22 protein-coding genes, 1 tRNA gene and 2 pseudogenes are annotated in these 26,891 nt (G+C 56.1%); 11 read left to right on the top strand and 14 right to left on the bottom strand.

The window, feature by feature from the left end; all coding sequences use genetic code 11:
- Nucleotides 1-25: 25 nt before the first annotated feature.
- Nucleotides 26-1,462: a magnesium transporter gene (mgtE, locus tag K5I40_RS02965; protein WP_223073731.1), complete on the top strand. Its 1,437-nt coding sequence runs from the start codon at nt 26-28 to the stop codon at nt 1,460-1,462.
- Here mgtE and K5I40_RS02960 read toward each other — a convergent pair.
- Nucleotides 1,425-2,713, bottom strand: a pseudogene (locus K5I40_RS02960) (SulP family inorganic anion transporter). The gene mgtE and the pseudogene K5I40_RS02960 sit on opposite strands and share 38 nt — an antisense overlap.
- Nucleotides 2,714-2,906: 193 nt before the next feature.
- Between K5I40_RS02960 and mqo the strand changes: the two are divergent.
- On the top strand, nt 2,907-4,553 hold the full coding sequence (gene mqo, locus K5I40_RS02955) for a malate dehydrogenase (quinone) (protein ID WP_251929494.1): 1,647 nt from the start codon (nt 2,907-2,909) through the stop codon (nt 4,551-4,553).
- A gap of 34 nt (nt 4,554-4,587) precedes the next feature.
- On the opposite strand, the gene eco is transcribed toward mqo, so the two are convergent.
- Nucleotides 4,588-5,079 (bottom strand): serine protease inhibitor ecotin, encoded by a 492-nt coding sequence (gene eco, locus K5I40_RS02950; RefSeq protein ID WP_039031020.1) that lies wholly within the window; start codon nt 5,077-5,079, stop codon nt 4,588-4,590.
- Between the two features lie 196 nt (nt 5,080-5,275).
- On the opposite strand from eco, the gene K5I40_RS02945 reads away from it, so the two are divergent.
- The 5 genes from K5I40_RS02945 (at nt 5,276) to K5I40_RS02925 (ending at nt 9,512) form a co-directional block, all read left to right on the top strand.
- Nucleotides 5,276-5,536 (top strand): DUF2534 family protein, encoded by a 261-nt coding sequence (locus K5I40_RS02945; RefSeq protein WP_039031021.1) that lies wholly within the window; start codon nt 5,276-5,278, stop codon nt 5,534-5,536.
- Between the two features lie 2 nt (nt 5,537-5,538).
- A complete protein-coding gene (locus tag K5I40_RS02940; protein ID WP_223073733.1) occupies nt 5,539-6,723 on the top strand; it encodes an MFS transporter in 1,185 nt (394 codons plus the stop codon).
- A 91-nt stretch (nt 6,724-6,814) separates the two neighbouring features.
- Nucleotides 6,815-8,218, top strand: coding sequence for a DUF1996 domain-containing protein (locus K5I40_RS02935; RefSeq protein ID WP_223073734.1), 1,404 nt, complete (start codon nt 6,815-6,817; stop codon nt 8,216-8,218).
- 306 nt (nt 8,219-8,524) lie between these two features.
- A complete protein-coding gene (locus K5I40_RS02930) occupies nt 8,525-8,965 on the top strand; it encodes a hypothetical protein (protein WP_223073735.1) in 441 nt (146 codons plus the stop codon).
- A 22-nt stretch (nt 8,966-8,987) separates the two neighbouring features.
- On the top strand, nt 8,988-9,512 hold the full coding sequence (locus K5I40_RS02925; protein ID WP_139563268.1) for a phospholipase D family protein: 525 nt from the start codon (nt 8,988-8,990) through the stop codon (nt 9,510-9,512).
- 61 nt (nt 9,513-9,573) lie between these two features.
- Here the strand turns inward: K5I40_RS02925 and K5I40_RS02920 are convergent.
- From K5I40_RS02920 to K5I40_RS02910, 3 genes are all read right to left on the bottom strand, one after another.
- Nucleotides 9,574-9,650 (bottom strand) — tRNA-Pro (locus K5I40_RS02920).
- 72 nt (nt 9,651-9,722) lie between these two features.
- Entirely contained in the window at nt 9,723-11,483 is a 1,761-nt protein-coding gene (yejM, locus tag K5I40_RS02915) for an LPS biosynthesis-modulating metalloenzyme YejM (RefSeq protein ID WP_223073736.1), read from the bottom strand.
- A gap of 17 nt (nt 11,484-11,500) precedes the next feature.
- On the bottom strand, nt 11,501-11,728 hold the full coding sequence (locus K5I40_RS02910; RefSeq protein WP_032612681.1) for a YejL family protein: 228 nt from the start codon (nt 11,726-11,728) through the stop codon (nt 11,501-11,503).
- A 134-nt stretch (nt 11,729-11,862) separates the two neighbouring features.
- On the opposite strand from K5I40_RS02910, the gene yejK reads away from it, so the two are divergent.
- Nucleotides 11,863-12,870 carry a nucleoid-associated protein YejK gene (gene yejK / locus K5I40_RS02905; protein WP_039031027.1) on the top strand — a complete coding sequence of 336 codons (1,008 nt, stop codon included), beginning with the start codon at nt 11,863-11,865 and terminating at the stop codon, nt 12,868-12,870.
- Between the two features lie 46 nt (nt 12,871-12,916).
- Here yejK and rplY read toward each other — a convergent pair whose 3' ends face one another.
- Nucleotides 12,917-13,201 (bottom strand): 50S ribosomal protein L25, encoded by a 285-nt coding sequence (rplY, locus tag K5I40_RS02900; protein WP_039031028.1) that lies wholly within the window; start codon nt 13,199-13,201, stop codon nt 12,917-12,919.
- 125 nt (nt 13,202-13,326) lie between these two features.
- A pseudogene (locus tag K5I40_RS02895) lies at nt 13,327-15,086 on the bottom strand (DEAD/DEAH box helicase).
- Between the two features lie 151 nt (nt 15,087-15,237).
- Between K5I40_RS02895 and rsuA the strand changes: the two are divergent.
- The 3 genes from rsuA (at nt 15,238) to K5I40_RS02880 (ending at nt 17,835) form a co-directional block, all read left to right on the top strand.
- On the top strand, nt 15,238-15,945 hold the full coding sequence (rsuA, locus tag K5I40_RS02890; protein ID WP_223073737.1) for a 16S rRNA pseudouridine(516) synthase RsuA: 708 nt from the start codon (nt 15,238-15,240) through the stop codon (nt 15,943-15,945).
- Between the two features lie 15 nt (nt 15,946-15,960).
- Nucleotides 15,961-17,157, top strand: a complete 1,197-nt coding sequence (locus tag K5I40_RS02885; RefSeq protein WP_039031031.1) for a Bcr/CflA family multidrug efflux MFS transporter — start codon at nt 15,961-15,963, stop codon at nt 17,155-17,157.
- Nucleotides 17,158-17,490: 333 nt separating this feature from the next.
- Nucleotides 17,491-17,835 carry a YejG family protein gene (locus tag K5I40_RS02880; RefSeq protein WP_223073738.1) on the top strand — a complete coding sequence of 115 codons (345 nt, stop codon included), beginning with the start codon at nt 17,491-17,493 and terminating at the stop codon, nt 17,833-17,835.
- A gap of 4 nt (nt 17,836-17,839) precedes the next feature.
- Here K5I40_RS02880 and yejF read toward each other — a convergent pair whose 3' ends face one another.
- The 7 genes from yejF to K5I40_RS02845 form a co-directional block, all read right to left on the bottom strand.
- Nucleotides 17,840-19,429, bottom strand: a complete 1,590-nt coding sequence (yejF, locus tag K5I40_RS02875) for a microcin C ABC transporter ATP-binding protein YejF (RefSeq protein ID WP_223073739.1) — start codon at nt 19,427-19,429, stop codon at nt 17,840-17,842.
- A gap of 1 nt (nt 19,430) precedes the next feature.
- Nucleotides 19,431-20,456, bottom strand: coding sequence for an ABC transporter permease (locus tag K5I40_RS02870; RefSeq protein WP_039031034.1), 1,026 nt, complete (start codon nt 20,454-20,456; stop codon nt 19,431-19,433).
- Nucleotides 20,456-21,550, bottom strand: coding sequence for a microcin C ABC transporter permease YejB (locus tag K5I40_RS02865; protein ID WP_138369896.1), 1,095 nt, complete (start codon nt 21,548-21,550; stop codon nt 20,456-20,458). The genes K5I40_RS02870 and K5I40_RS02865 overlap by 1 nt, the downstream gene beginning before the upstream one ends.
- Before the next feature lie 9 nt (nt 21,551-21,559).
- Complete coding sequence (locus tag K5I40_RS02860; RefSeq protein ID WP_223073740.1) at nt 21,560-23,365, bottom strand: extracellular solute-binding protein; 1,806 nt, start codon at nt 23,363-23,365, stop codon at nt 21,560-21,562.
- Between the two features lie 75 nt (nt 23,366-23,440).
- Entirely contained in the window at nt 23,441-24,997 is a 1,557-nt protein-coding gene (locus tag K5I40_RS02855) for a cyclic di-GMP phosphodiesterase (RefSeq protein ID WP_223073741.1), read from the bottom strand.
- Between the two features lie 180 nt (nt 24,998-25,177).
- Nucleotides 25,178-25,747, bottom strand: a complete 570-nt coding sequence (mepS, locus tag K5I40_RS02850; RefSeq protein WP_039031038.1) for a bifunctional murein DD-endopeptidase/murein LD-carboxypeptidase — start codon at nt 25,745-25,747, stop codon at nt 25,178-25,180.
- A gap of 413 nt (nt 25,748-26,160) precedes the next feature.
- Nucleotides 26,161-26,877: a phosphatase PAP2 family protein gene (locus tag K5I40_RS02845; protein ID WP_039031039.1), complete on the bottom strand. Its 717-nt coding sequence runs from the start codon at nt 26,875-26,877 to the stop codon at nt 26,161-26,163.
- Between the last annotated feature and the right edge of the window lie 14 nt (nt 26,878-26,891).

Genomic DNA, 26,891 nt, shown 5'->3' with positions numbered 1-26,891 from the left:
AACTCATTTAATGGATTGATAATTGATGTCTGGATTAACGAAAAATAGCGCACGGCTGCGCGATGAAGAGCGTGCGCGCCTGATATGGCTGATGACCACCGACAAAGCGCTCACTTCAACCCTGCTGGGCAAACTGACCCTGGCTGAGCAATATGATGTCGGGACGTTAGCCGACGATATTGCTGAGGTAGGGGCGCTGGTGGCACATTTGCCGCCGCCCGATCTCGCCGACACCCTTGAAGCGCTGCCCTCGGAAGAGCGCCACGCCCTGTGGCGGCTGGTCGAGGATCACGAGCGCGGGCAGGTACTGCTCGAGGCTTCCGAAAACGTCTGGGACGATCTGATCGATGAGATGAGCGACCACGCCATTCTCGACGCGGTCCGTACGCTGGATATCGACGACCAGCTCTACCTGGTCCAGCATCTGCCGCGAAACCTGACCGGACGATTGCTGGCCTCGCTGCCGCCTCAGGACCGCGCCCGCGTTCATCAGGTCATGCACTATGAGCAGGACCGCGTCGGCGCGATCATGGAGTTCAGCGTGATCACCGTGCGCCCGGACGTGACCCTGGGCACCGTCCAGCGCTACCTGCGGCGGCTGGGCAAAATGCCGAAGAACACCGACAAGCTGTTTGTCACCGCGCGGGATAAAAGCCTGCTCGGCGAGCTTGAGCTGCAGGCCATCCTCCTGAACAGCGCCCAGACCCGCGTCAGCGAGGTGATGGAAACGGAGCCGATGCTCTTCTCCCCCGAAGACGACGCCGAAAAGGCTGCCCGCACCTTTGAGCGTGACAACCTGCTCAGCGCCGGGGTGGTGGACTCGGTGGGTAAGCTGATGGGGCGTCTGACCATCGATGAGATCGTCGACGTGGTCTATAAAGAGACCGACAACGACATGCGCGCTCTCGGGGGATTGAGCGCCGAAGAGGATGTGTACGCCCCGGTGAGCAAAGCGGTGAAAACCCGCTGGGCCTGGCTGGCGATCAACCTCTGTACCGCGTTTATCGCCTCGCGGGTGATCGACGGCTTTGAACACACCATCTCCCAGCTGGTGGCGCTGGCCTCGCTGATGCCTATCGTGGCGGGGATTGGCGGCAACACCGGCAACCAGACCATCACCATGATCGTGCGCGCCCTGGCGCTGCAGCATATTCAGCCAGGCAACTTTACCTTCCTGATCCTGCGCGAACTGGGCGTGGCGCTGATCAACGGCCTGGTGTGGGGCGGGATTATGGGGGGTGTGACCTGGTGGCTGTATGACGATATGGCGCTGGGCGGGGTGATGACCCTGGCGATGGTGCTGAACCTGCTGGTGGCGGCGCTGATGGGGGTAATCATCCCGATGGTAATGACCCGCCTCGGGCGCGACCCCGCAGTGGGGTCGAGCGTGATGATCACCGCCATCACCGATACCGGCGGTTTCTTTATTTTTCTTGGGCTGGCGACGCTGTTTCTGCTGTAGCGGCGCTATGGCGACGCAGGCGGGCAGGGAGGATCGCCATCATGATAATCCCGCCCACCACGCCAATCGCCAGGTTGCCGGTTGAAACGGTGGCCCCGACGGTGACCAGCATCACCAGGGTTTCCGCAACCGGCGCGCCTTTCACCGTGGCAGGGCGAATGCTCTGCCAGTTAAAGGTCTTGATGGCGACAATCGCCATGATCCCCGCCAGCACCGCCATCGGAATTTTAGCCATCACTTCACTCAGGGCGGTCACCAGCAACAGCAGCACCAGCCCGGCGGCAAAGGTCGAGACGCGGCTGCGTCCTTTGCCCATCTCGACGTTAACGATAGTCTGACCGATCATCGCGCAACCGGCGATACCACCGAAGAAGCCCGCCATGATATTCGCCACGCCAAGCCCCATGCTCTCGCGGCGCTTGCTGGACGGGGTTGCCGTCAGCTCATCCACCAGCTTGGCGGTCAGGAGTGATTCCATCAGGCCGACAAAAGCAATACTCAGGGCGCAGGGCCAGATAATGCTCAGGGTGTGCAGATCCAGCGGCACCAGCATCTGGGTGATCCCCGGCAGGCCGCCACCAATGGAGCCTTCGTCGCCGACGGTCGGCAGCAGCTGGCCGCTGGTCACGGTGTAAATCGTCAGCACCACGATGGCAATCAGCGGGGAAGGAATACTTTTAATGTAGCGGGGGGCCCAGAGCACAATCAGCAGCGTAAGCACAAACAGGCCGACAATCAGCGGGCTTCGGCTCCAGAAATGCGGTACCTGGGCAAAGAAAATCAAAATCCCCAGAGCGTTTACAAACCCGGTCATTACCGCCTGCGGAATAAAGCGCATCAGCCGCGCCATCCCCAGCGCGCCGAACAGGATCTGGATCAGGCCCGCCAGCAGCACCGCCGGCAGAATATACTGCGCGCCATGCTGATGAACCATCGGCCCGATCACCAGCGCCACGGAACCCGCAGCGGCGGTTACCATCGCCGGGCGACCGCCCATTACCGACAGCCCCAGACACAGAACTACCGAAGCGAACAGACTTACTTTCGGGTCGACGCCCGCGACCACGGAGAAGGAGATCACCTCCGGAATCAACGCCAGAGCGGTGATCACACCGGCCAGTATTTCACGTACAAAAAGCGTTGGAGAGCGCAACACAGCGGTTACGCGACTTTCATTGGGCATTAAAGATTGAGACATAGGATTCGCAGGTTTGGGCGGGCTTCCGTGCGCGCGATCACAAAGTGCAGCATAGTAGCCACAAAATGAACGTTTTGCCAGCCGGACACGCCATTCCCATACAAACATTCCACCATTAAATTTCACAATTACAATAATTTCTTAACCTTTAAACAATATTTAAATGTTGCTACCGTGGCGCCGCACTCGACTTCATCTGCATAAATAGCGAACAACGCGTATTACGAAGGCATTAATTATGAAAAAATGACTGCCCTGCTGCTGGCTGCGGCGGCAAGCCTTAGTGCTGTCTCCACGGCGGCGAAGGCTCAGGCATCGCAAGAGCAGGAAACGGACGTTCTGTTAATCGGCGGCGGGATCATGAGCGCCACCCTCGGAACCTATTTGCAGGAGCTTCAGCCGGACTGGTCCATGACCATGGTTGAACGCCTGGACGGCGTGGCGCAGGAGAGCTCCAACGGCTGGAACAACGCCGGTACCGGCCACTCCGCGTTAATGGAGCTGAACTACACCCCGCAGAAGAAAGACGGCTCCATCAGCATTGAGAAAGCCGTGGAGATCAACGAAGCGTTCCAGATCTCCCGTCAGTTCTGGTCTCACCAGGTGAACAGCGGCGTGCTGCACGATCCGCACAGCTTTATTAACACCGTGCCGCACATGAGCTTCGTCTGGGGCGACGACAACGTTAACTTCCTGCGTGGGCGTTATGCTGCCCTGCAGCAGAGCTCGCTGTTCCGCGGCATGAAGTACTCTGAAGATCACGCTCAGATCAAAGAGTGGGCACCGCTGGTCATGGAAGGACGCGACCCGAACCAGAAAGTGGCCGCTACCCGTACGGAAATCGGTACCGACGTAAACTACGGCGAAATCACCCGTCAGCTGGTGGGCTCTTTGCAGAAAAAAGAGAACTTCAACCTGGCGCTGAATACCGAAGTGCGCGGCTTTAAGCGTAACGCCGACAACTCCTGGAGCGTGACCGTTGCCGATCTGGCGCATAATGAAGAAGAGCACGTCATCAAGGCGAAGTTTGTCTTTATCGGTGCCGGCGGCGCGGCACTGAAGCTGCTGCAGGAGACCGGTATTCCGGAAGCGGAAAACTACGCGGGCTTCCCGGTTGGCGGGCAGTTCCTGGTGTCAGAAAACCCGGAGGTGGTGAATCGCCATCTGGCGAAGGTCTACGGTCAGGCCTCCGTGGGCGCGCCACCGATGTCGGTGCCGCATATCGATACCCGTATTCTTGACGGTAAGCGCGTGGTGCTGTTCGGGCCGTTCGCCACCTTCTCGACCAAATTCCTGAAGAACGGCTCGCTGTGGGATCTGCTCAGCTCCACCACCACCTCGAACGTCGGGCCGATGGTTGATGTGGGTCTGGATAACTTCGATCTGGTGAAATACCTGATTAGCCAGGTGCTGCTCTCCGATGACGATCGCTTTGAGGCGCTGAAAGAGTACTACCCGGACGCGAAGAAAGCGGACTGGCGTCTGTGGCAGGCGGGCCAGCGCGTGCAGATCATCAAGCGTGATGAGGAAAAAGGCGGCGTGCTGCGTCTGGGCACCGAAGTGGTGAGCGATAAAGAGGGCTCCGTGGCCGCGCTGCTGGGCGCATCGCCGGGCGCTTCCACCGCGGCTCCGATCATGCTGCACCTGATGGAAAAAGTGTTCAAAGATAAAGTCGCCAGCCCGGAATGGCAGGCGAAGCTGAAGACCATCATTCCGTCTTACGGCACTTCGCTGAACGGTAATATCGACGCCACCGAGCAGGAGCTGGAGTACACCAGCCGCGTGCTGCAGCTGAAATATGAAAAACCTCAGGCTCCGGATGCGGCGCCTCAGGCTCAGCCGCAGGCGACTTCCCAGCCGGAAAGCAAACCGGTCGCGGATATCGCGCTCTGATACAAAAAAGCCGGGTTATCACCCGGCTTTTTTATTAACGCGCGACGGCGTTTTCGACTTTCTCGTCAGCCCGCCAGACGCGGTACTTCACCTCGATGTTCGCAGGCGTGTAGACCACAATCGGCAGCTTGCTGTTGTAGCGCAGCAGGCTATGCTCGCCCAGACTGGCGGTCACAAATTTGCGGGTCTTCTTGCCGTCCGGGCAGGCCATCATGGTGGAGACCGGCGAGGTGACCTTATCGAAGACGTAATAGTCATATCCCCAGCCTTCCAGCGTCTTGCTGGTTAACTGACCGCCGAGGCGATGCGCGTTACAGTCCACTTCCAGCTTCTGGCCGATCAGCAGTTCAACCTTGTAATTCGCTTCATCTTTCTGCTCTGGCAGGTCAATAACCTGGCGTTTCATACCCTGTTCCGCCTGCGGATATGGGGCTGTTTTGCTGAGCGGCTGGTCGGCAGACGTGGCGTATGCACTGGCGCAGGTGAGGGCCAGCAGGCCGACGATGCTTTTGGATGCGTTTTTCACAGTCATTCCTTTTTATGTCAAACGGTGGCCATCACCCTATCACAACTGGTGTTTTTTGCCTTGGTTTTATTTTTATCTGGTTTATATCACTGACAAAAAGCCTTTAATCTGGTTTTAAATTCTGGATTGGTGCCGGAGGGGCGATCGTGGTAGGGTGAGCAGCATCTTTGTTATCTATCTGTGAAGGAAAACACGCATGGTACGTAATAAACTTAACACCCCGGCGGGGAAAAAATTTCTGCTGGCGCTGCTGACGGTTTTTCTGATCGCGGTGATGGGGGTGGGCCGTGTGACCATCATTGGCGTGGTTGAGCAGTACAACATTCCGCTGACCGAGTGGACCACCAGCATGTACGTTCTGCAATCGGCGATGGTGCTGGTTTACAGCACGGTCTTTACCGTCCTGCTGGCTATCCCGCTGGGGATATTTTTCCTCGGCGGCAGCGATAAGCACTGAGCATGATCTCCCGGTTTTCCACGCTGAGCCGGATCCCAAAAGGGGTCTGGGTGGTTGGCGGCGTCAGCATGTTGATGGATATTTCATCGGAAATTATCCATAGCTTACTGCCGCTCTTTATGGTGACCACTCTGGGCGCCAGCGTGATCTTCATTGGCCTGATTGAAGGGCTGGCGGAAGCTACCGCGCTTATCATCAAGGTCTTTTCCGGCGCTATCAGCGACTATCTCGGAAAACGTAAAGGGCTGGCGCTGCTGGGTTACGGGCTGGGCGCTGCCAGCAAGCCGCTGTTTGCCATCGCCTCCTCGTCGGGGATGATCCTCGGCGCGCGTCTGATTGACAGGGTAGGGAAGGGGATCCGCGGCGCACCCCGCGACGCGCTGGTCGCCGACGTCACCCCGCCCGAACTACGCGGGGCGGCATACGGACTGCGCCAGTCGATGGATACCATCGGCGCCTTTCTGGGGCCGCTGCTCGCCGTCGGCATGATGCTGCTGTGGAACGACGATTTTCGCACGATCTTCTGGATTGCCGTGATTCCCGGTGTTTTAGCCGTTTTGCTGCTCTTTGTCGGCCTGCATGAGCCCGCCACCCCTGTCGCTCACAAACGTACCAACCCGATTAAAAAAGAGAACCTGAAGCGCCTCGGCGCCAGCTGCTGGTGGGTGATTGGCCTTGGCGCAGTTTTCACTCTGGCCCGGTTCAGCGAGGCCTTTCTGGTGCTGCGCGCCCAGCAGGCCGATATTCCGCTGGCATTAATCCCGCTGGTGATGGTCGCCATGAACCTGCTTTACGCGTTTTCGGCCTATCCGTTCGGCAAACTCTCCGATGCCATGAGCCACACCCGCCTGCTGATGTGGGGCCTGGCGGTGTTGATCGCCGCCGATATCGTGCTGGCGCTGAGCACCCACTGGGTGGGGATTATCGTCGGCGTGGCGCTGTGGGGGATCCATATGGGGATGACCCAGGGACTGCTGACCGCGATGATCGCCAAAACGGCCCCCGCCGACCTGCGCGGTACCGCGTTTGGCCTGTTCAGCATGGTGAGCGGCGTGGCATTGCTGATTGCCAGCCTGGGGGCGGGGATCATCTGGGAAACGTGGGGCGCGGAATACACCTTCTATGCCGGAGCGATGATCTGCCTGATAACGCTGGTCTACCTGCTGAAACGACCGGCGGAGCTGTAAAGCGCCCGTCAGGGGAAAATTATTCCGTTAATAATTCGGAGAGTTAGCGCGGTTTTGTTACCAATGTGGTCCTTTCAGTCAGGAGAACACCATGAAACGGACCACACTTTACACCGCGCTGGCGTCAGCCCTTCTGCTGCCTTCGCTTTACGCTCATGCAGGCCCGCAGGCCCAGGTTGTCTGCGCCTATAACCACACCCTTGGCGATGACGCCATCATGATGTACGGCCACGCTAACCAGGCGATGCTGCACGATTTTTTCGGTAACACTCATACCGATGCTTTCTCTGACTATGCCTCTTTGCGTAAGCAGCCGGAAACCACCTGCGATAACAAAGCGGACGGCTCGGCTTACTGGGCACCGTCGATGCGCCTGCCGGACGGTACGGTGGTGCAGCCCGCGTACCAGAAAACCTACTATCAGGCCAGCAACGTCGATCAGTATCCCCTCAACCCGTTCCCGGCAGGTCTGGCGCTGCTGGCGGGGGACCATCACGGCAGTGCCCCTAACTCGCGGATCACCTTTTTATGCGGCAACGGCAAAGGTTACACCAATAAAATCGGTGAAGTGTGCGGGTTGAGAAAGGCTAAAGATGCGGTGCAGTTTAATATCGGCATCCAGTTCCCCAACTGCTGGGACGGCATCCACCTCAAACCCCACCACGGCATGGCAAATGCCACATACGATGTGAAAGGGCAGTGCCCGTCCGGTTATCCGGTGAAAATCCCGACGGTTAACATGAACGTGGCTTACGTGCTTCACGACATCACCTCTCTGGATACGGCCAAGGCGCAGCTTTCCCTCGATCCCGTCATGAATGGCGATGCGCGGGAAGAACGCTGGGGAAGCCTCTACACCGCCCACGCTGACTTTTTAAATGGCTGGTACGAAGACAGCGCGCGGTTTATGACTGAGCTGTGCATGAATCAGAGCATGGATTGCGGTACCAACGTGGCGTACAGCTATTCGAAGGCGCTGGCCAACGTCTGGGTGAGCAGCGAAACGCCAACTACACCGGCACCTGCGCCGCAAACCCTGCTGGTTCAGGATAACTGGAAAAACGGCGGCCGCACCCGCAACAGCGAGACCATGAGTCTGGTTAAATTTAAGATCCCGGCGCTGCCGGAAGGGCAGGATCCATCGCAGTTCAAATACCGGGTGCGGATCTACGGCGGAAAAGTCGAAGCCAACGGCGCGGATCAGATCTTCTTTTATCCGGCCAGCAACGACTGGGATCCTGCGACCGTCACATGGAAGAAACGTCCTTCCTGCAGTTACAACTCGGATGCGATCCTCTATCTCAATAACTCCCGAGAATACCGCATGCTGGACGTCGATAAAGCAGTGCGAAAAGCGCTGGCCGCAGGCAAGACAGAAATTTCCTGGTACATCGGCGGGGATCGTCAGGGGAATCACTACCAGTTCAACCCCGCTAACTCAAAAGAGAGCCTGGTCCTGATGGTGGTGGGCTATAAAAAGACGCCGGAAATTTAACCGGGCGTAAAACCTGAGTACACATGCCAGCCAGCTAACAGGCTGGCTTTTTTATGGCTTACAAACGCTTACAATTGTCGGGATAGGTTATAAAAAGATAGTTAATTCAGTTAGTTGAGTAATTTATTGTGCTGGGCCTGTTTCATCTGAAACGGCTCTCAGTGTTAGTGACGGATGAATTTTACGTTTAGAAATAATGCCATAGTTAATCGTCCTGACTCATATCAATAACTTATTAGTTTGACTTTAAAATAATTTCCTTTGTGAATCACAGCACGCAATGATAATTTCCGATGCGAATCAACTGTGTTGTTTTTAAGCAGAGCGACTTGTTTACAAAGTAATAATAACTCGCTGATTTTATTATTTTTAATCTTCGTGGTGTTAACTAATATGGTCAAAAAATTACTGCTCGCTGTTGTGCTCTCCGCTGTAGTGTCGTCCCCGGCACTGGCGATTAACGCAAAGTATCGCGCCCAGCTTGAACGCTCCGGATGTAATGAACAAACGGATATGGACGGCAGCTGCGACATTCATAAATCAAAGGCGGAGAACCAGAAATCCGCTGAACTGAACAGCTTTCTGCGCGATAGCGTTCTTGGACAAAACGTTGATGCTGCTTACAACGCGCTTGAGGGATATGGTTTTAAAAATACAAAACCGCTGACCTGGGTAAAGGGTATGCAGACCGTGGCCTTAAAAATCAGTAGTGCTGATGTTGTTACCAGCGCCACTGTAGTTCACTGACATTTTTTTCTTAGCAAAATCAATGATATCAACAGGTTTCGTTGCGACCGCCCTGGTCGCATCCCTTAGCCTTTGCGCCGGGTCTGCCGTTCATGCCTCTGAATCAATTCAGGTGGGTTTTAGTCCTGAAGGATCGGCCAGAGCCTTAGTTATTAACGCCATCAATTCTGCCCAATCGAGGATAGATATGATGGCGTATACCTTCAGCAGCGCCGACATCGTGCAGGCGCTGGTGAGTGCTGAAAAGAGAGGCGTCAGGGTGAGGGCAGTGATTGACTACCGGCGCAACCAGAACAGAACCAGTAAAAAAGCGGTGGTTTGGGCCCTGGCTAACGGGGTCAATATCAGGGAAGACAATCACTACCACATCCAGCACGACAAGATGATGATCGTTGACGGAGAAACGCTTGAAACAGGATCGTTTAATTTTGCAGCATCGGCGGAGTTTGAAAACTCAGAAAACGTGCTGATCATCAAAGGCAACCCGCAGCTTCTCGCCCGGTATCAGGCTCATTTCAATAGCCGCTGGCTTATCGCTAAAAAGTAGTTCCCTTCATATCACAGGCATAAAAAACAACCACGCAATGGGTTGGTTTTTTTGGGATTTTTGGTCGGCACGGAGAGATTTGAACTCTCGACCCTCGCCACCCCATGACGATGCGCTACCAGGCTGCGCTACGTGCCGACACGAGAAATTTATACTACCCATTTTCGCATTTAATGCAAGTGTGGCGCAGGCTAACTGATTAATTTTAAATCAGTTAGCGATGAACCGTTTCTCATCCGTCAGCACCTGTAACAGCAGGCTTAGCTGCGGCGTCTGGTCGTCAAGTTTCTCACCCTGCGGGTTATAGGTTTTGTAATTACCGTTGCTGCTCAGCACCAGCGTCAGGTTTGGCGTCGTGACGGCCAGCGTATTATTGCTGGCGGCAGTAACCCAGTTATGACGACGCGTTGCGCTGAACAGATCCTGACCCTGAGAATACTCATTGGCTGGCGTGCTGACGTGGAGCAGACGCTGCATCAGGGTGGTCATCACATCCTTATGATCGGTCAGCATGTTAATGCGCTGCGATGGCGTGCCAGGCCAGTGGATCACCAGAGGAACGTGCAGGCGAGGGCGCGCCCAGTCGACACCATTACCCTCATCACCCAGCGGCACGCCGTGTCCGGCGGTGATCACCACTACCGTGTTATCCAGTTTGCCGGATTCGCGCAGCGCGTCCAGCACCCGGGCAATCTGGTTATCCACATTGCCTGCGGCCTGGGCGTAGCGGCGGTTAAAGGCTTTCTGGTTGCTGTTATCAAGCGTTGTGCCGTTCAGGGCAATCCAGGAGAACCAGCGGTTATCGTCCTGGGCATATCGGTTAAGCCAGTTGATCCACTGTCCGGCAGTCTGTTCGTCGGACTGGCTCTTCGTTGTTGGCAAAGAGAAATCAGACAGCAGCGCCTGGCGGTACAGCGGGCTGTTAAAGCCGTCTGAGGAGAAGAGGCCCAGCTGGTAGCCCTGCTGGTTCAGCCCGGTGATCAGCGCCGCAGGGATACGCGACGACAGCACGCCGTCCATATAGCCCGGCGAAATGCCATAGAACAGGCCAAAGATACCGGCATCGGTTGAGTTACCGGAACTCATATGCTGGGTAAAGTTGATGTTCTTATCGGCGAACTCTGCCAGCGTCGGCATTTGCTTTTCGAAGCGCGAATAGTTAAGACCATCGACGGTGATAAGCAGAACGTTCTGCCCCTGACCCATGTCACGGTAGCGCAGATCGCTCAGCGGATACTGCACCGATACGGCCTCAGGATCGCCTTGTTCGATCAGGCGGCGCTGATACTCCTGCGCATCCAGCAGGCCGTGTTTCTCGAGGAAGCGACGGGCGGTCATCGGATAGGAGAGCGGCAGGTTCGCGCGCTGCATGGTAATCGGCCGGTAGAAGTTGGCGTCCGCCCAGATATACATGAAATGCGAGCCGATAAAGGCCACGAAAAACAGGGCGGCGACCGGTTTAGCGTAGCGACGGCGGCGCGTCAGGCTGCGCAGTTTTTGCCAGCTCCAGGTGGCAAACAGCATCTCAATCAGCAGGATAATCGGCACGCTGATAAACATCAGCTGCCAGTCACGCGCCGTTTCGTTCTGGTCGGGATTGATCACCAGTTCCCAGACGACGGGATTAAGATGCAGGTGGAAGCGGGTAAAGACCTCGCTGTCGATCAGCAGCAGCGTCATGCCTGCGGTGGCGAGGATGGCGGAGACAAACCGCATCAGCCGCTGCGACATGACGATAAACGTCAGCGGGAAGAGGATCAGCAGATAGGTGGCAAATACCAGAAAGCTGAAATGGCCAATGACGCTTATCCAGGAGTAAACGCGTCCGGCAAGCGTCGTCGGCCAGTCGGCGACAAACAGATAACGACTGCCAAGCACCATGGCCAGCAGAATGTTAAACAGGGCAAACCAGTGCCCCCAGCTAACCATCTGGGAGACTTTTTCACGGTAGCGCTGACGATTCGTCACCATAAACGGGTTCGTTTCCCTTAGTGCGCCTGGTCGTCGTTGACCGAGGACTGTAAAGCCTGGGCGAAGGATTTCGCGATTGCCTGGCGCTGGGCCGGCGCAACGCTGGTATTGATAAGGTTAGTCACCATATTTCCCAGCACCATCAGGGAAAGGTCGGTCGGCGCCTTATGTTTTTCCAGTACGTTGAGCAGCTCACTGAGCATTTGTTCAACGTGTTCATCACTATAGCGGGAGAGTTGTGGCATAAATCGAAATCTGTTTGTAGAGGAAAGGGCAACATATTACCGTAGCAACAGCTTTTTTTCCCCTTTTTTATCTTCGGTTGCATACATGACTGCGGGGTGGTTGAATACGGCCCGGTCTAAAAGGAGAGTTTATCATGAGTCTGGATATCAACCAGATTGCCCTGCACCAGCTTATCAAGCGTGATGAGCAAACCCTTGAGCTGGTGCTGCGCGATTCGTTACTGGAACCGACGCCTACCGTTGTTGACATGATGGCAGAGCTGCACCGCGTTTACAGTGCCAAAAATAAAGCCTATGGCCTGTTCAGCGAAGAGAGCGAGCTGGCGCAGGCGCTGCGCCTGCAGCGTCAGGGCGAAGAAGAGTTTCTCGCGTTCAGCCGTGCGGCAACCGGCCGCCTGCGTGATGAGCTGGCAAAATACCCCTTTGCCGATGGCGGGATCGTCCTGTTCTGCCACTATCGTTACCTGGCGGTCGAATACCTGCTGGTGGCGGTGCTGAATAACTTAAGCAGCATGCGCGTCAATGAGCAGCTGGATATCAGCTCGACCCACTATCTGGACATCAACCATGCGGATATCGTGGCGCGTATCGACCTGACCGAGTGGGAAACCAACCCGGAATCCACCCGCTATCTCACCTTCCTGAAAGGCCGGGTAGGGCGCAAAGTTGCCGATTTCTTTATGGATTTCCTCGGCGCCAGCGAAGGCCTGAATGCCAAAGCACAGAACAAAGGCCTGCTGCAGGCGGTGGATGACTTCACCGCAGAAGCCGAGCTGGATAAAGCTGAACGCCAGAACGTGCGTCAGCAGGTGTATGCCTACTGCAACGAGCAACTGCAGGCAGGCGAAGAGATCGAGCTGGAGTCGCTCTCCAAAGAGCTTTCCGGCGTCAGCGAAGTGAGCTTCCAGGAGTTTACAGCAGAGAAGGGTTACGAGCTGGAAGAGAGCTTCCCGGCGGATCGCAGTACGCTGCGTCAGCTGACCAAATTTGCCGGTAGCGGCGGCGGGTTAACCATTAACTTCGATGCCATGCTGCTCGGCGAGCGCATTTTCTGGGATCCGGCGACCGACACGCTGACCATTAAAGGCACCCCGCCAAACCTGCGCGACCAGCTGCAGCGCCGCACCTCCGGCGGTAAATAACGGCCATAAAAAAACCCCGCTGATGCGTTTTTCGACAGGTTTGCGATTACGCGCGAACGAAGTCGATGTGAGACAGTTTTGGCTTGTAAGCGTGACGCTGTACTGCCTGAGCTTTAACTTTCTCTTCTTTACCGTCGATAACGATAGTCAGAACTTCGCTGTAGAACTCAGCTTTGTCCTGCATGTTCCACAGTTTGTCGTGGTCCAGTTCGATTGCGACAGGAGCAGCCTCGCCGCCATAGATGATGGCCGGGAATTTGTTAGCTGCACGCAGGCGGCGGCTCGCACCCTTACCCTGCTCTTTACGTACTTCTGCATTGATAGTGAACATTGATTTCTCTCTGTATATAAAATCCTGCTACAGGCGACCCAGCAACAGGTGAGTGTTCTGCCTCACGGATGTGAAGCGGGCGGCATTTTATACTCAAATGACTTTTACATCAATGAAAAGTCCCGTTATCCCCGCAATTCATTGGCGCGGCGGAAGCGGCCCTCATAATCAAACACCTTTTCACGCACCTGCCAGAACTGGCCTTTTTTCGCGCCACCACAAAATCCGGGTGGCGCAGTAACGGCTGTTGATGAAGGATATCCGCGGCGGTTGCCCAGCGCAGCGGCACGCCGGGCGTGCGGGTATGCGGGCGGATAAACAGCTGTTCAAAGGCGGTACGCTGGGCGGGCGTCTGCAGACGGAAGCGCTCACTTACATCGGCGCCGTCTTCATCGTAATAGGTGATTTTCAGCCACTCGCCTTTCTCATCGGCACCCTGCGCCAGCTCCATACCGCTACAGCGCAGCACCAGCGCGTCCTTCAGCTTCAGGGCCGCTTTCAGCATATCGTCGGGATCGACCAGCACCGCATCGCAGGTGCGGCACCGACGGGCGGCGATATCGTTCTCGGCATTGCACTGCGGGCAGTTTTTAAAGCGGAAGCGATAGTCGCACTGCTCGCGATGGCCCTCGTCATCTTCAAACCAGCCCTGGCAGCGGCGGCCAAAGTGTTCGATTAGCGTGCCGTCAGAGGTGGTTTTACCCCAGAAGGTATTGGCAAACCCGCAGGCGGGACAAAACACCTGCACCGGAACGTTGTCACTTTTGCCTTTTGGCGCGCCCACTTCCGGAGCATAAAGGTCGTGCGGGTTACCGGCGTAATCCAGGATCAGACAGTCGGTTTTTCCGGGGGCCAGGCGCAGGCCGCGTCCCACAATCTGCTGATAAAGGCTGACGGACTCGGTCGGGCGCAGAATGGCTATCAGGTCCACGTGCGGGGCATCAAAGCCGGTAGTAAGCACTGACACATTGACCAGATAGCGGAACTGCTGCGCCTTAAAGGCTTCAATCAGCTGGTCACGCTCGCTGCCCGGCGTTTCGCCGGTGATCAGCCGCGCATCGCTGGCGGGCAGCAGGCCGGTGATCTCCCGGGCGTGCTCCACGGTGGCGGCAAAAATCATTACCCCTTTGCGCGTGGCGGCAAACTCCATAATCTGGCTGATGATATGCGGGGTAATACGATCCTGCTTTTTCAGCTCGCGGTTAAGGTCGGCCTCGCTGAACAGGCCGTTACTCTGCACCTGCAGGCGGCTGAAATCATACTGCACCACCGGCATGTCCAGCCGTTCCGGCGGCGTCAGGTAGCCATGTTTAATCATGTAGCGCAGCGGCAGCTCGTAAATGCAGTCCCGGAACAGCGCGTTTTCATTCCCGCGCACCATGCCGTGATAATGAAAACGGTATATCCAGCCTTTACCGAGGCGGAACGGCGTGGCGGTGAGCCCCAGCAGACGGATCTGCGGATTGACGCTCCTGAGATGGCTCAGGATCTGCTGATACTGGCTGTCGTCGTCATCGCTGATGCGATGGCACTCGTCCACAATCAGCAGGGAGAATTCGCTCTGAAATTTGTCGAGGTTGCGCGCCACCGACTGCACGCTGCCGAACACCACCTTGCCGTGGCTCTCTTTACGCTGTAACCCGGCGGCAAAGATATCGGCCTCCAGACCCAGGGCCAGATACTTGGCATGGTTTTGCGCCACCAGCTCTTTGACGTGCGCCAGCACCAGCACGCGGCCACGGGCCAGGCGCGCCAGTTCGGCGATCACCAGGCTTTTGCCTGCGCCAGTGGGCAGCACAATGGCCGCCGGTTCTTTATGCTGACGAAAGTGGGCGAGGGTGGCGTCCACGGCTTCCTGCTGGTAGGGGCGAAGTGTAAAGGTCATGGGGTCTCGGTTTGGTTATCTCGCTTATATTATGCCACGAAACTTTTTCCCTTGAGTGGCGCACAGAGCCCGTTATACTGAGCTGTTTCCGACTGCTTCTTTTCCGGACGCATTGTCCGGCTCCTGGCACCTTTAAGGCTTAAAATATTTCATGCGACTTGATAAGTTTATCGCTCAGCAACTCGGCGTAAGCCGCGCTATTGCCGGGCGTCTGATCCGCGCCAGCCACGTCACCGTGGATGGCGATATTGTGCGAGACAGCGCGTTTAAACTCCAGCCTGACCAACAGGTAGAATATGAAGGCAATGCGCTGATCCAGCAGACTGGCCCGCGTTACTTCATGTTGAACAAACCGGAAGGGTATGTCTGCTCCACCGACGATCCCGATCATCCTACCGTGCTCTATTTCCTTGATGAGCCCGTCGCGCACAAACTGCATGCCGCCGGACGTCTGGATATCGATACCACCGGCCTGGTGCTGATGACCGACGACGGTCAGTGGTCGCACCGCATCACCTCCCCGCGTCACCACTGTGAGAAGACCTATCTGGTGACCCTGGAAAACCCGGTGAGCGACAGCACGGCAGAACAATTCGCCCACGGCGTGCAGCTGCATAATGAAAAAGATCTGACCAAACCCGCCGTGCTGGAAGTCATCACCCCAACCGAAGTGCGTCTGACCATCAGCGAAGGGCGCTATCATCAGGTAAAACGCATGTTTGCCGCCGTAGGAAATCACGTTGTCGGGCTGCATCGCGAACGGATCGGGGATATCACTCTCGACCCGGAACTTGAGCCGGGTGAATACCGCCCGTTGACGGAAGAAGAAATTGCCAGCGTTGGCCTCTCTTCACGCTAATTTCAGGAGCTAACTGTGACCACCAGGCCACACTCGTCGTTGAGCATTGTCTTTATTCTTGGCCTGCTGGCCATGCTGATGCCGCTGTCCATCGACATGTATCTGCCCGCACTGCCGGTGATCGCCCAGCAGTTTGGCGTGCCTGCAGGCAGCGTGCAAATGACCCTCAGCAGCTATATTCTCGGTTTCGCGCTCGGACAGCTGCTCTACGGCCCAATGGCTGACAGCCTTGGGCGTAAACCGGTGGTGCTGGGCGGCACGCTGGTGTTCGCCGGCGCGGCGATGGCCTGTGCCATGGCGCAGTCCGTCGATCACCTGATTGTGATGCGTTTCTTCCACGGCCTGGCGGCTGCGGCGGCAAGCGTGGTCATCAACGCCCTGATGCGTGATATCTATCCGAAAGAAGAGTTCTCCCGCATGATGTCGTTCGTCATGCTGGTCACTACCGTGGCCCCGCTGGTGGCGCCCATGGTCGGGGGCGCGGTGCTGGTGTGGTTTAGCTGGCACGCGATTTTCTGGATCCTGGCGCTGGCGGCCCTGCTGGCCTCGGCGATGATCTTCTTCTTTATTAAAGAGACGCTGCCCGCCGAGCACCGGCAGAAGTTTCATATTCGCACCACGCTTGGCAACTTTGCCTCGCTGTTTCGTCATAAGCGCGTGCTGAGCTACATGCTGGCCAGCGGCTTCAGCTTTGCAGGGATGTTCTCGTTCCTCAGCGCCGGGCCGTTTGTCTACATTGAGCTTAACCATGTTTCTCCGCAGCACTTTGGCTACTACTTCGCGCTGAACGTGGTGTTCATCTTCGTGCTGACGATGATTAACAGCCGCTTCGTTCGCCGGGTAGGGGCGCTGAACATGTTCCGCATCGGGCTGTGGATCCAGTTCGTGATGGCGGTGTGGATGGTGGTGACTGCCTTCTTCGATGTCGGGTTCTGGGCGCTGGTGGTGGGTATCGCGGCGTTTGTTGGCTGCATATCGATGGTTTCGTCCAACGCCATGGCGGTCATCCTCGACGAGTTCCCGCACATGGCCGGGACCGCCTCTTCGCTGGCGGGAACCTTCCGCTTCGGGATCGGTGCTATTGTCGGCGCACTGCTTTCGCTGGCGACCTTTAACAGCGCCTGGCCGATGCTCTGGACAATCGCGCTGTGCGCCACCGGCTCCATTGTTTTCTGCCTCTACGCCAGTCGGCCGCGAAAATCGGTGAACTGATGCACAATTAAGGGCCCTGACGGGGCCCTTTTTTGATTCAGGTCAATTAAAAGGCGGTTCATTGACCTCTTGTTTGTTTCTTTTATGTAAAATCTATTTATGTAAATAGTCACATCTTTGTAGTTAAAAAGGTTGTGTTAGATCACAGAAACGGGTACATATAGCGCCGCTATGAACCTGAAACACTGACAAAAAGCCCTGATAAATAAGACGTCAGCGCCCATGGAAACTGGGTGTAAGCGTTTTCTTACTAAAAACAGAGCAGGTGAGTGATGATGTGTTACTATAAATGTAAATAGATTGTGAAGTATATTTTGCTTCCGGGGAACAAACGTGAATACATTACAGCTCTCAATTGTGCATCGCTTGCCGCAGAGCTATCGCTGGTCAGCGGGTTTTGCAGGCTCGAAGGTTGAACCGATTCCGCAGAGCGGAACAAATCCTGATAACTGTCTGGTGGCCCTTAAGCTGCTGAGCCCGGAAGAGGGCAACGCGTGGCCGTTGATGGAAAAGCTGAGCCAGGCGCTGACCGACATTGAGCTTTACAGCTCGGTGCTGGAGTGCGAAGGCGAGCCGTGCCTGTTCGTGAAAAGCCAGGATGAGTTCGCGGCAACCTGCCGCCTGAAAAACGTCGGTGTGGCTATCGCCGAGCCTTTCTCGGGTCAGAATCCTGTCTGAAGCGTCAGCGTAACGCTAACAGCTGACGCGTATACTCCTGCGTCGGCGCGGCAAACACGCGCTGACAGTCTCCCTGCTCGACCACCTCTCCCTGACGTAACACAATCACCTGGTGACATAGCGCCCGTACCACCTGTAAATCGTGGCTGATGAAGATATAGGCCAGACGGTGTTTTTGCTGCAGATCTTTCAGCAGCGCCAGAATCTGCGCCTGCACGGTTTTGTCGAGGGACGACGTCGGTTCATCCAGAATAATCAGCTCCGGGCGCAGGATCAGCGCCCGGGCAATGGCGATGCGCTGGCGCTGTCCGCCGGAAAAGGCGGCCGGATAGCGATGCCGGGTATGAGGATCCAGTCCCACTTCCCCCATCACCCGAATGACTTCTTCTTCGCGTGCCTGCACGCTGAGCCCGGGCTGATGGACGCGCAGCCCCTCCTCAATAATCTGCTGCACGTTAAGGCGCGGGTTAAGAGAAGAGTTAGGATCCTGGAAAACCACCTGCATCCGGTGGCGGACAGGGAGCATCTGGCGGCGATCCCACTCATGCAGGGGGCGATCGTCAAATAAAATCTCCCCCTTCGAGGCGATCAGGCGTAACAGCGCCAGCCCGGTGGTGCTCTTGCCGGATCCCGATTCGCCCACCAGCCCCAGGGTCTCGCCGGGACGCAGGGTAAAGCTGACGTTGTTCAGCACCCGCTTGTTGTCCACCACCCGGCGCAGGATGCCTTTGCGCACCGGAAACGCCACCGAGAGATCCTTCACGCGCAGCAAAGGCTGAGCAGCCTCCGGCAGCGGGACGGGATCCCCGGCGGGCTCGCTGTTGAGAAGTCGCTGGGTGTAGGGATGCTGTGGCGCGGCTAACAGCGACGCGGCGCGGTTCTGCTCCACGCAGCGGCCGTTCTGCATTACCGCCACCTGGTCGGCCAGCTTTTTCACGATGCTGAGATTGTGGGTGATAAACAGCAGGCTCATGTTCAGCTCGTTGCGCAGCTCGCGTAACAATTGCAGGATCTGCGCCTGCACCGTGACGTCCAGCGCGGTAGTCGGCTCGTCGGCGATCAGCAGCTCCGGGCGCGTCAGCAGCGCCATGGCGATCATCACCCGCTGGCGTTCCCCCCCGGAAAGCTGATGCGGAAAATCGCCGAGCCGTTTTGCGGCGTTGCGGATCCCGGTGCGCTCCAGGCAGTCGAGCATTTCACCCCGGGCGGCCTCCTTGCGCATCCCGCGATGCAGGGAGAGCACCTCATAGAGCTGTTTTTCGAGCGTGTGCAGCGGATTCAGTGAAACCATCGGCTCCTGGAAGATCATGGCGATCTTATTCCCGCGCACGCCGCGCAGGGTGCGCTCGTCGGCATGCAGCAGCGACTGGCCGTGAAACAGAATATCGCCCTGAGGATAGACCACCGGCGGTGCAGGCAGCAGACGCAGTATGGACAGGGCTGTGACGCTCTTACCGGAACCCGATTCACCCACCAGCGCCAGCGTCTCACCGGCATCAATTTTCAGGGAGATATCGTTCACCACGGTGCGCACTTCGCCCTGCTGGCGAAAGGCAATGGAGAGCGCGTCGATATGGAGCAGGGGCTGCGTCATCTTACACCGCCTTATTCGGGTCAAAAGCGTCACGGACCGCTTCGCCAATAAAAATCAGCAATGAGAGCAGCACGGCGACGGAGAGAAAGGCGGTGATCCCGAGCCACGGCGCCTGCAAATTATTTTTACCCTGCAACAGCAGTTCCCCCAGCGAAGGCGAGCCCAGCGGCAGGCCGAAGCCGAGAAAATCGAGGGAGGTGAGGGTGGTGATGGAACTGCACAGAATAAACGGCAGGAAGGTTAACGTCGCCACCATGGCGTTCGGCAGCATGTGGCGGAAAATGATCCCGCGGTCGCTTACCCCCAGCGCCTGGGCCGCGCGAATATAATCGAAGTTGCGGGTGCGCAGAAATTCCGCCCGCACCACGCCCACCAGCGCCATCCAGCCAAACAGTACCGTGATAGCCAGCAGCCACCAGAAGTTGGGCTGTACCACGCTTGAGAGCAGAATGATTAAGAACAGCGTCGGCATGCCGGACCACACTTCGATAAATCGCTGTCCCCAGAGGTCGATCCTGCCGCCGTAATAGCCCTGGATCGCTCCCGCCAGTACCCCCATCACGCTGGAAAAAAGGGTCAGCATCAGGCCAAACAGAATAGAAATTCGCGTCCCGTACAGAATGCGCGCCAGCACATCGCCGCCGTTGGCATCGGTGCCCAGCCAGTTTTGCGCCGAGGGTGGCGACGGGAATGGGGTGGTGGTGGCAAAGTTAATGCTGTTGGCACCAAAGCGGACCGGGGTCCACAGCACCCAGCCGTGCTCGTTTAACTGCGCCTGTAGCCACGGGTCCTGATAATCCGCCGCGGTGGCAAAGGGGCCGCCAAAGTCGCTCTCGCTGTAGTTTTTGAGCACCGGGACGTACCAGCGATCGTTAAAGTGCACCAGCAGCGGCTTGTCGTTGGCGATGATCTCCGAGCACAGGCTCAGGGCAAAAAACAGGGCGAAGATCCACAGCGACCAGTAGCCGCGGCGGTTGTGGCGAAAGCGAGCCCAGCGGGCCTGGTTGATGGGGCTTAAGCGCGGCATCAGCGACCCTCAAAATCAATACGCGGATCGACCAGCGTATAGCAGATATCACTGAGGATATTCAGCAGCAGGCCAATCAGGGTGAAAATATAGAGCGTGCCAAACATCACCGGATAGTCCCGCGAGACGGTGGCCTCGTAGCCCAGCAGACCCAGGCCGTTGAGGGAGAACATCACCTCAATAAGCAGGGAGCCGGTAAAGAACATGCTGATAAAGGTGGCCGGAAATCCGGCGATCACCAGCAGCATGGCATTGCGAAAAATGTGTTTCCACAGGATGCGCCGCTCGCTCACCCCTTTGGCGCGGGCGGTCACCACGTACTGCTTGCGGATCTCGTCGAGAAAAGCGTTTTTGGTCAGCATGGTCAGCGCCGCAAATCCGCCGATCACCGTTGCCAGTACCGGCAGGGTGATGTGCCACAGGTAATCGGCGATCTTCTGATACCAGGGCAGCGTGTCGAAATCGGTCGAAACCAGGCCGCGCAGCGGGAAGAGGTCGAAGTAGCTGCCGCCCGCGAAAAAGACAATCAGCAGCACGGCAAACAGGAACGCCGGGATCGCATAGCCAATAATAATGAAGGTGCTGCTCCAGATATCAAACCGACTGCCGTTATCCATCGCTTTACGGATGCCGAGCGGGATCGACACCAGGTAGATAATCAACGTGCCCCACAGCCCGAGCGTAATGGAGACCGGCAGGCTCTCTTTGATCAGATGCAGCACCGACGCGCTGCGAAACAGGCTGTCGCCAAAATCAAAGCGCAGGTAATCTCCCAGCATTTTGAAGTAGCGCTCATGGATCGGCTTATCAAAGCCGTAACGCTGGGTGATCTCGGCGATCACCTCGGGATCGAGGCCGCGTCCGCCGCGATAGTGGCTCTCATTGATGTTGCCCACCCCGGTGCGGGCATGGCTGGCGCGCATCCCTTCATCGCCTCCGCCGGGCATCGCACCGCTGTTGCCAAATTCAATGGCGGCAATGGCCTGATCCACCGGCCCGCCGGGGGCAATCTGCACGATAAAAAAGTTGATGGTGATAATCGCCCACAGGGTGGGGATCACCAGCAGTAAACGACGAAGTAAATAAGCGCCCATTGCGATCCCTTAACGCCGTTCGGCGGGTAATTTCGCCGCTTTGTTAACGTCATACCACCAGTTATCAAACCCGAGGGAATAGACCGGGCGCTGGGCGGGAAGGGAGAATTTATCCCAGCGGGCAACCCTGTCTTCCCCCATAAACCACATTGGCAGCATGTAATAGTTCCAGGTTAACACCCGATCCAGCGCGCGCCCGAAAGGCAGCAGTTTGGCTTTATCCCCCTGCGCGGCGACGATTTGGGCGATCAGGTTATCCACCGCCGGGTTTTTCACCCCCGGTGAGTTATAAGTGGAATCAATGTACTGAGAGGCCCATGAAATCTGCAGGTCAGTGCTGGGCCACGGCGTTGCCCGCCACAGGCGCGGCATCATGTCGTAATCGCGGTTGCGCATCCGGTTGGTGATCTGTGAATTATCCACCTGGCGGATATTCAGGACGATGCCGAGGCGTTCCAGGTTGTGCTGGAACGGCAGCACCCATTGGTTATTGCCCCCGGAGGGCAGCAGTAGTTCAAAACTGAGCGGTTTACCGGTTTGCTTGCTGACCCGCTGCTTATTTTTAATTTCCCAGCCCGCCTCATCCAGCAGCCGGCTGGCTTTCAGCAGGTTATCACGATCGTAGCCGTCGCCTTTTGAGACGGGGGGCTGAAAGACGCTGGTAAAGACTTCCGGGGGAACGGCGCTTTTGAGCGGCCCGAGAAGCGTCAGTTCAGCGGCATCCGGATAACCCGTTGCGGCATATTCGGTATTCTGGAAATAGCTGTTGGCCCGGCTGTAGGCACCGTAAAACAGCGCTTTGTTCATCCACTCGAAATCAAAGGCGAGGGTAATGGCCTGGCGCACGCGGCGGTCGGTAAAGACCGGGCGCTGAATATTAAACGCCAGCCAGCGCGTGTCCTGGGCTGAATCATTTTTAAAGGACTCTTTCACAATATAGCCCCGGTCAAAATTCCTGCCCTTGTAGCGGGTGGCCCAGTTTTTGGCGCTGCTTTCGACCCGCATATCAAACGCACCCGCTTTAAAGGCTTCGAAGGCCACGTTGTCGTCCAGATAGTAGTCGTAGCGCAGGGTGTCGAAATTCCAGCGGCCCCGGTTTACCGGCAGGTTTGCCGCCCAGTAATCCTTAACCCGGGAATAGATCACATACTGCCCCATCTTCCAGCGGGTGATGCGGTAGGGACCACCGGCCAGCGGCGGTTTAGAGAGCGGGTCGCTGAGCTTGTGATCTTTCCAGAACTTCTCCGGCATTACCGGCAGGGTCAGCAGGCTCAGCAAATCCTCTTTATTGGGGCTGGTAAGGGCGATGCGCACCGTCAGCGGCGCGATGGCCGTGATCGTCGCCCCTTTATAGACCAGCCGGAACTGCGGCACGCCTTCGGTCATAAATTTATGGAAGGTGAAGGCGATATCGCTGGCCCTGACCGGCGTCCCGTCGTGAAAACGCGCCAGCGGGTTGATGGTAAGCTCCATCCAGGAAAAATCATCTGCATAACGCGCGGTTTCGGCCACCAGGGGATAATAGCTGCCGGGTTCATCGTCGGAGGTGGTAAAGAGGGTATCGTAGAGGGCGTCGGTGCGCTCTGCCGCTACGCCGCGCAGGGCATAACGGTTGAAGTTATCAAAGGTGCCGTTCGCCGCCAGGGTGACAGCGCCGCCTTTTGGCGCGGCAGGATTGACGTAATCGTAATGATCGAAATTGATAGCGTATTTAGGCTCGCCAATCACCGCGAACGCGTAGCTCTCTTTAATGGTTTGCGCCTGACTGAACCCGCTCATCAACGCCACCAGCAGCAACATCATACGCACAATCATTCCGCTACGTTTTCCTTCTATATTCTCGACGGGCAGGATACCTGAATGATAAGTGACGCAGCGGTGGTTGGGAAATTATTCGCTATCAAGGTGAATATCAGGTTTCCAGCTCAGGAACTGCTCCAGAATCAACGGGCGGCTTATCCAGTACCCCTGCAGCAGATTAACGCCGTGATCGCGCAGCCATTTCGCCTGCTCGGCGGTCTCGACACCTTCTGCGACCGTCACCATGTTCAGCCGTCGCGCCAGGGTCAGCACCGCATCCAGTACCGGAGAGGTGATGGTTTCCATCCCGATGGCGCTCACAAAGCCGCGGTCGATTTTCAGATAGTCCATGGTGAAATGCTCAAGGTAGATCAGGGCGCTGTGCCCGGTACCAAAATCATCCACGGCGATTTCAAAACCTTCCAGATGTAGCCACTCAAACAGCCTGGTCGCTTCCCGCTGATTCAGCATATCGCGTTCGGTAATTTCGAGCACAATCTGGAAATGATCCGGCGGCAGCGAGGCGGCGAATTGACGCATATCGTCTTTAAAGCTGTCGGCGTGCAGATGCCCGGGCGAAATATTAATGCCCAGCTTGGAGCCTGGCGGCAGCCGTTTAGCCAGGGCCGGTGCGTCGCGGCGGATTAGGTCGAAGAGATGCAGCGTCAGCGGCACAATAAGCTGCTGGGCCTCGGCAAAGTTAATAAAGGCATCCGGCGGGATAGCCCCTGCGCCGGGATGTTGCCAGCGCATCAGCACCTCCACGCCCCGCATCTGCAAATCCTTCGAATCCACCACCGGCTGGTACACAACATGAAACTGATTCTGCTTGATACCGGTGAGGATCTCTTTACGCGGATTGGCGCGCATCATCAGCCAGAAGAAGCAGAGCAGCCCAATACTGGAGCCGCACAGCAGGCCGAACAGTAGCGCGAAGATCAGATCTTCCGCCGACCAGATGTCGCCGTACAGATTAATGGTGAGCGGCAGTCCCTTTATCTGGCTTGAACGCAGAGGCCTGTCGTCTAAATCTTTAATATGGATTAACCGGGTTGAATGCGTCGAAAAAGCCGTATTGCCGATGATAAGGGCAATCCCGGCGAACTCATCCTGACGGGCGGTATAGAGCAGGTACGGCGTCAGATTGAGGTTAATGGAGGTAAATACGCCGCCGTCTTTAATTAGCTGATTACGATGCCACAACACAATGGCCGGTTTTTCAGGCATCATCGGTGTACCCGGCAACAGGGCCATGTCTACCGCTTTATTAACGTCGATATCTGGCACAAGTTCGTTAAGCGGGACATGCATAGGACCGGTGGCTGACGAGCAAAAAGCCATTTTATCTTTAACCAGCAGAAAGGCGCGGACGTTAAGACTGAATGAGGCGCGGGAAGTGAGTTCAGATTTGACGTCCTTGCACTCGCTGAGCGTCAGCGGCTGTAATTTATCAATAGAAGTCTGCAGCTCTTCAAAATAACTTTCCATGTACACGCGAAGGTCGCTAATCAGGTTGTCGTATTTCACGTCGCGCTTATGGTAGCTGTAAAAAAACTGCATACCGCCGCAGAGCAGGGCGACAATAAGAGCTGAAAGCATGCTGAGCATCAGCACTTTTCGGCGGGACGATAAATGGCGGGTAAACATAAATGTTATGGGATCCTGATGTGCCGCCCGCGTTATCATGACGGCTAAACTCACGCTACTACAAGACTATAGCCTGGAACGAGAACTCCAGAATTATCGCGAATCGCGATAAAAAAAAGCACTGCAATAGCAGTGCTTTTTACCATGCTGTCAGCCAAGGGAAACGGACAGCACAGGCGGTTAACTGCGAGTCAGTACACGGCGCGCTTCGTTATAGCGCTTCTTCCAGTATGGCTCGTTCATACTGGAGATCGTCACACCGCTGCTGGTGGACGCGTGGACAAACTGGTCGTTACCGATATAGATGCCGACATGACGGCCGGTTGAACCCGCACGGAACAGAACTAAATCGCCGGTGCGTAAGCTGCTACGCGAAATCGATTTGCCCATTTCCTGTTGTTCATAAGTTGAACGTGGAAGTTCTAAACCAAACTGCTCGCGGAACGTACGCTGTACGAAACCGGAACAATCGATGCCTTTACGTGTTTCGCCGCCAAGGCGATAGCGCACGCCTTTCCAGCTGGCATACTGGTCCATTAATCGGGATTTGATATCCAGATTGCTGACCATCTTTTCAAATTCATCCTGAGAGGCTTGCAGTGAAGAGGCGTCTTCTGACCCCACAACACGCGTCTCAGGATGCATATTCTTTGCGGTGTTCGATGCGCTACAAGCTGAAAGCAGAACCGCGACTGCAATCGCCGGGATTACCCGTGAGAAGTATCTCAAGATCGGTTGAGATTTGACCATGTTGTTTATATTCCCTTGAAGTCCTTAACGACAAATATCGTTATAAAAAATGCCAAGCGAGACGAGACTAAATACCTGCGCACTATCAGACAATTCTTTATGGTCAAATCTGTGGCGAATCGCACAAATTTATTTACAACGATAATAATTGTAGCGCTGAGGTAAAACGAGTCTGAGATTACCTGATTGAGCCAGGCATTGCGAGCAAAAATACGCAGTTTTTTATAAGTAAATGTGATAGCAAAAGTCAGTTGACGGGATAGCGAAAAAACAGGCGAATTTAGGTTAAGGAGTGCTCAACGCGTTAATTTCTAACGTGATTAATGTGACAGGAAGATGACGGCGACCGTTATGTCAGGGGAGAAACTAATCAGGGATCGATAACGATCCCTGTTAGTTATAGTTAATTTCTGTTAGTAACTTGTTTTGGAGTTGTTGTATTTGCCAGGCAAATAGCGATCAAACAAGGCTATTAATCGATCGCTCAACGGCGTCATAAGGCACCATGGAAGGCCAATCAAAGCCACCGAAAGCGACCCGACGGCAATATCAGTGAACCAGTGCGCGCCGATCATTACTCGCGGGAAAGCGAAAACCACAAAAATAATCAGGGCTAATGCGAAAGTCTTATGACCGAAATAACGCCACATAAAAGCGGTGAAAATAAGCAGCATCATTCCGTGATCGCCCGGGAAACTGTCTTTCGATGCGTCTTTTGTTGAAATATGCAGCAATTCGCTGACGCGGTAGATATCCGGGAAAAATAGCGTCGGACTTGAGCGTTTCACCGGAATAAAGGCCTGCGCCAGCTGGTTCAGAACCACCGCAGTCAGCAGCATCACCAGGCCAATCATCAGAATACGCCGACGCCCGGCAGGGCTCTCGTTACGCCAGAAGGCGAACATCAACGCGCCCATCGCCAGCAGCGAGCAGCCGTCAAAGGCACGGTTGTTGGTGATAGCCACCAGCCACAGGAAAGCGCGGCTTTCAACCAGCTTGTGGTTGAAGAAGTGGAAGATCCCGCTGTCCAGCGGGAACCAGAAACCGTGGTTGGCCGGCAGATACCAGGATAAAAAGAGCGCCACACCGGCAAAATTGAGCAACAAAATGGGTATTAGTCGGGTTTTCATCATCACGCCGTTAA

Origin of the sequence: Leclercia sp. LTM14 (genome assembly GCF_023736175.1) — a bacterium.
GTDB lineage: Bacteria > Pseudomonadota > Gammaproteobacteria > Enterobacterales > Enterobacteriaceae > Enterobacter > Enterobacter barmai.
Note: the sequence above shows the minus strand (reverse complement) of the source record. Positions and strands in the feature narration are given on the sequence as shown.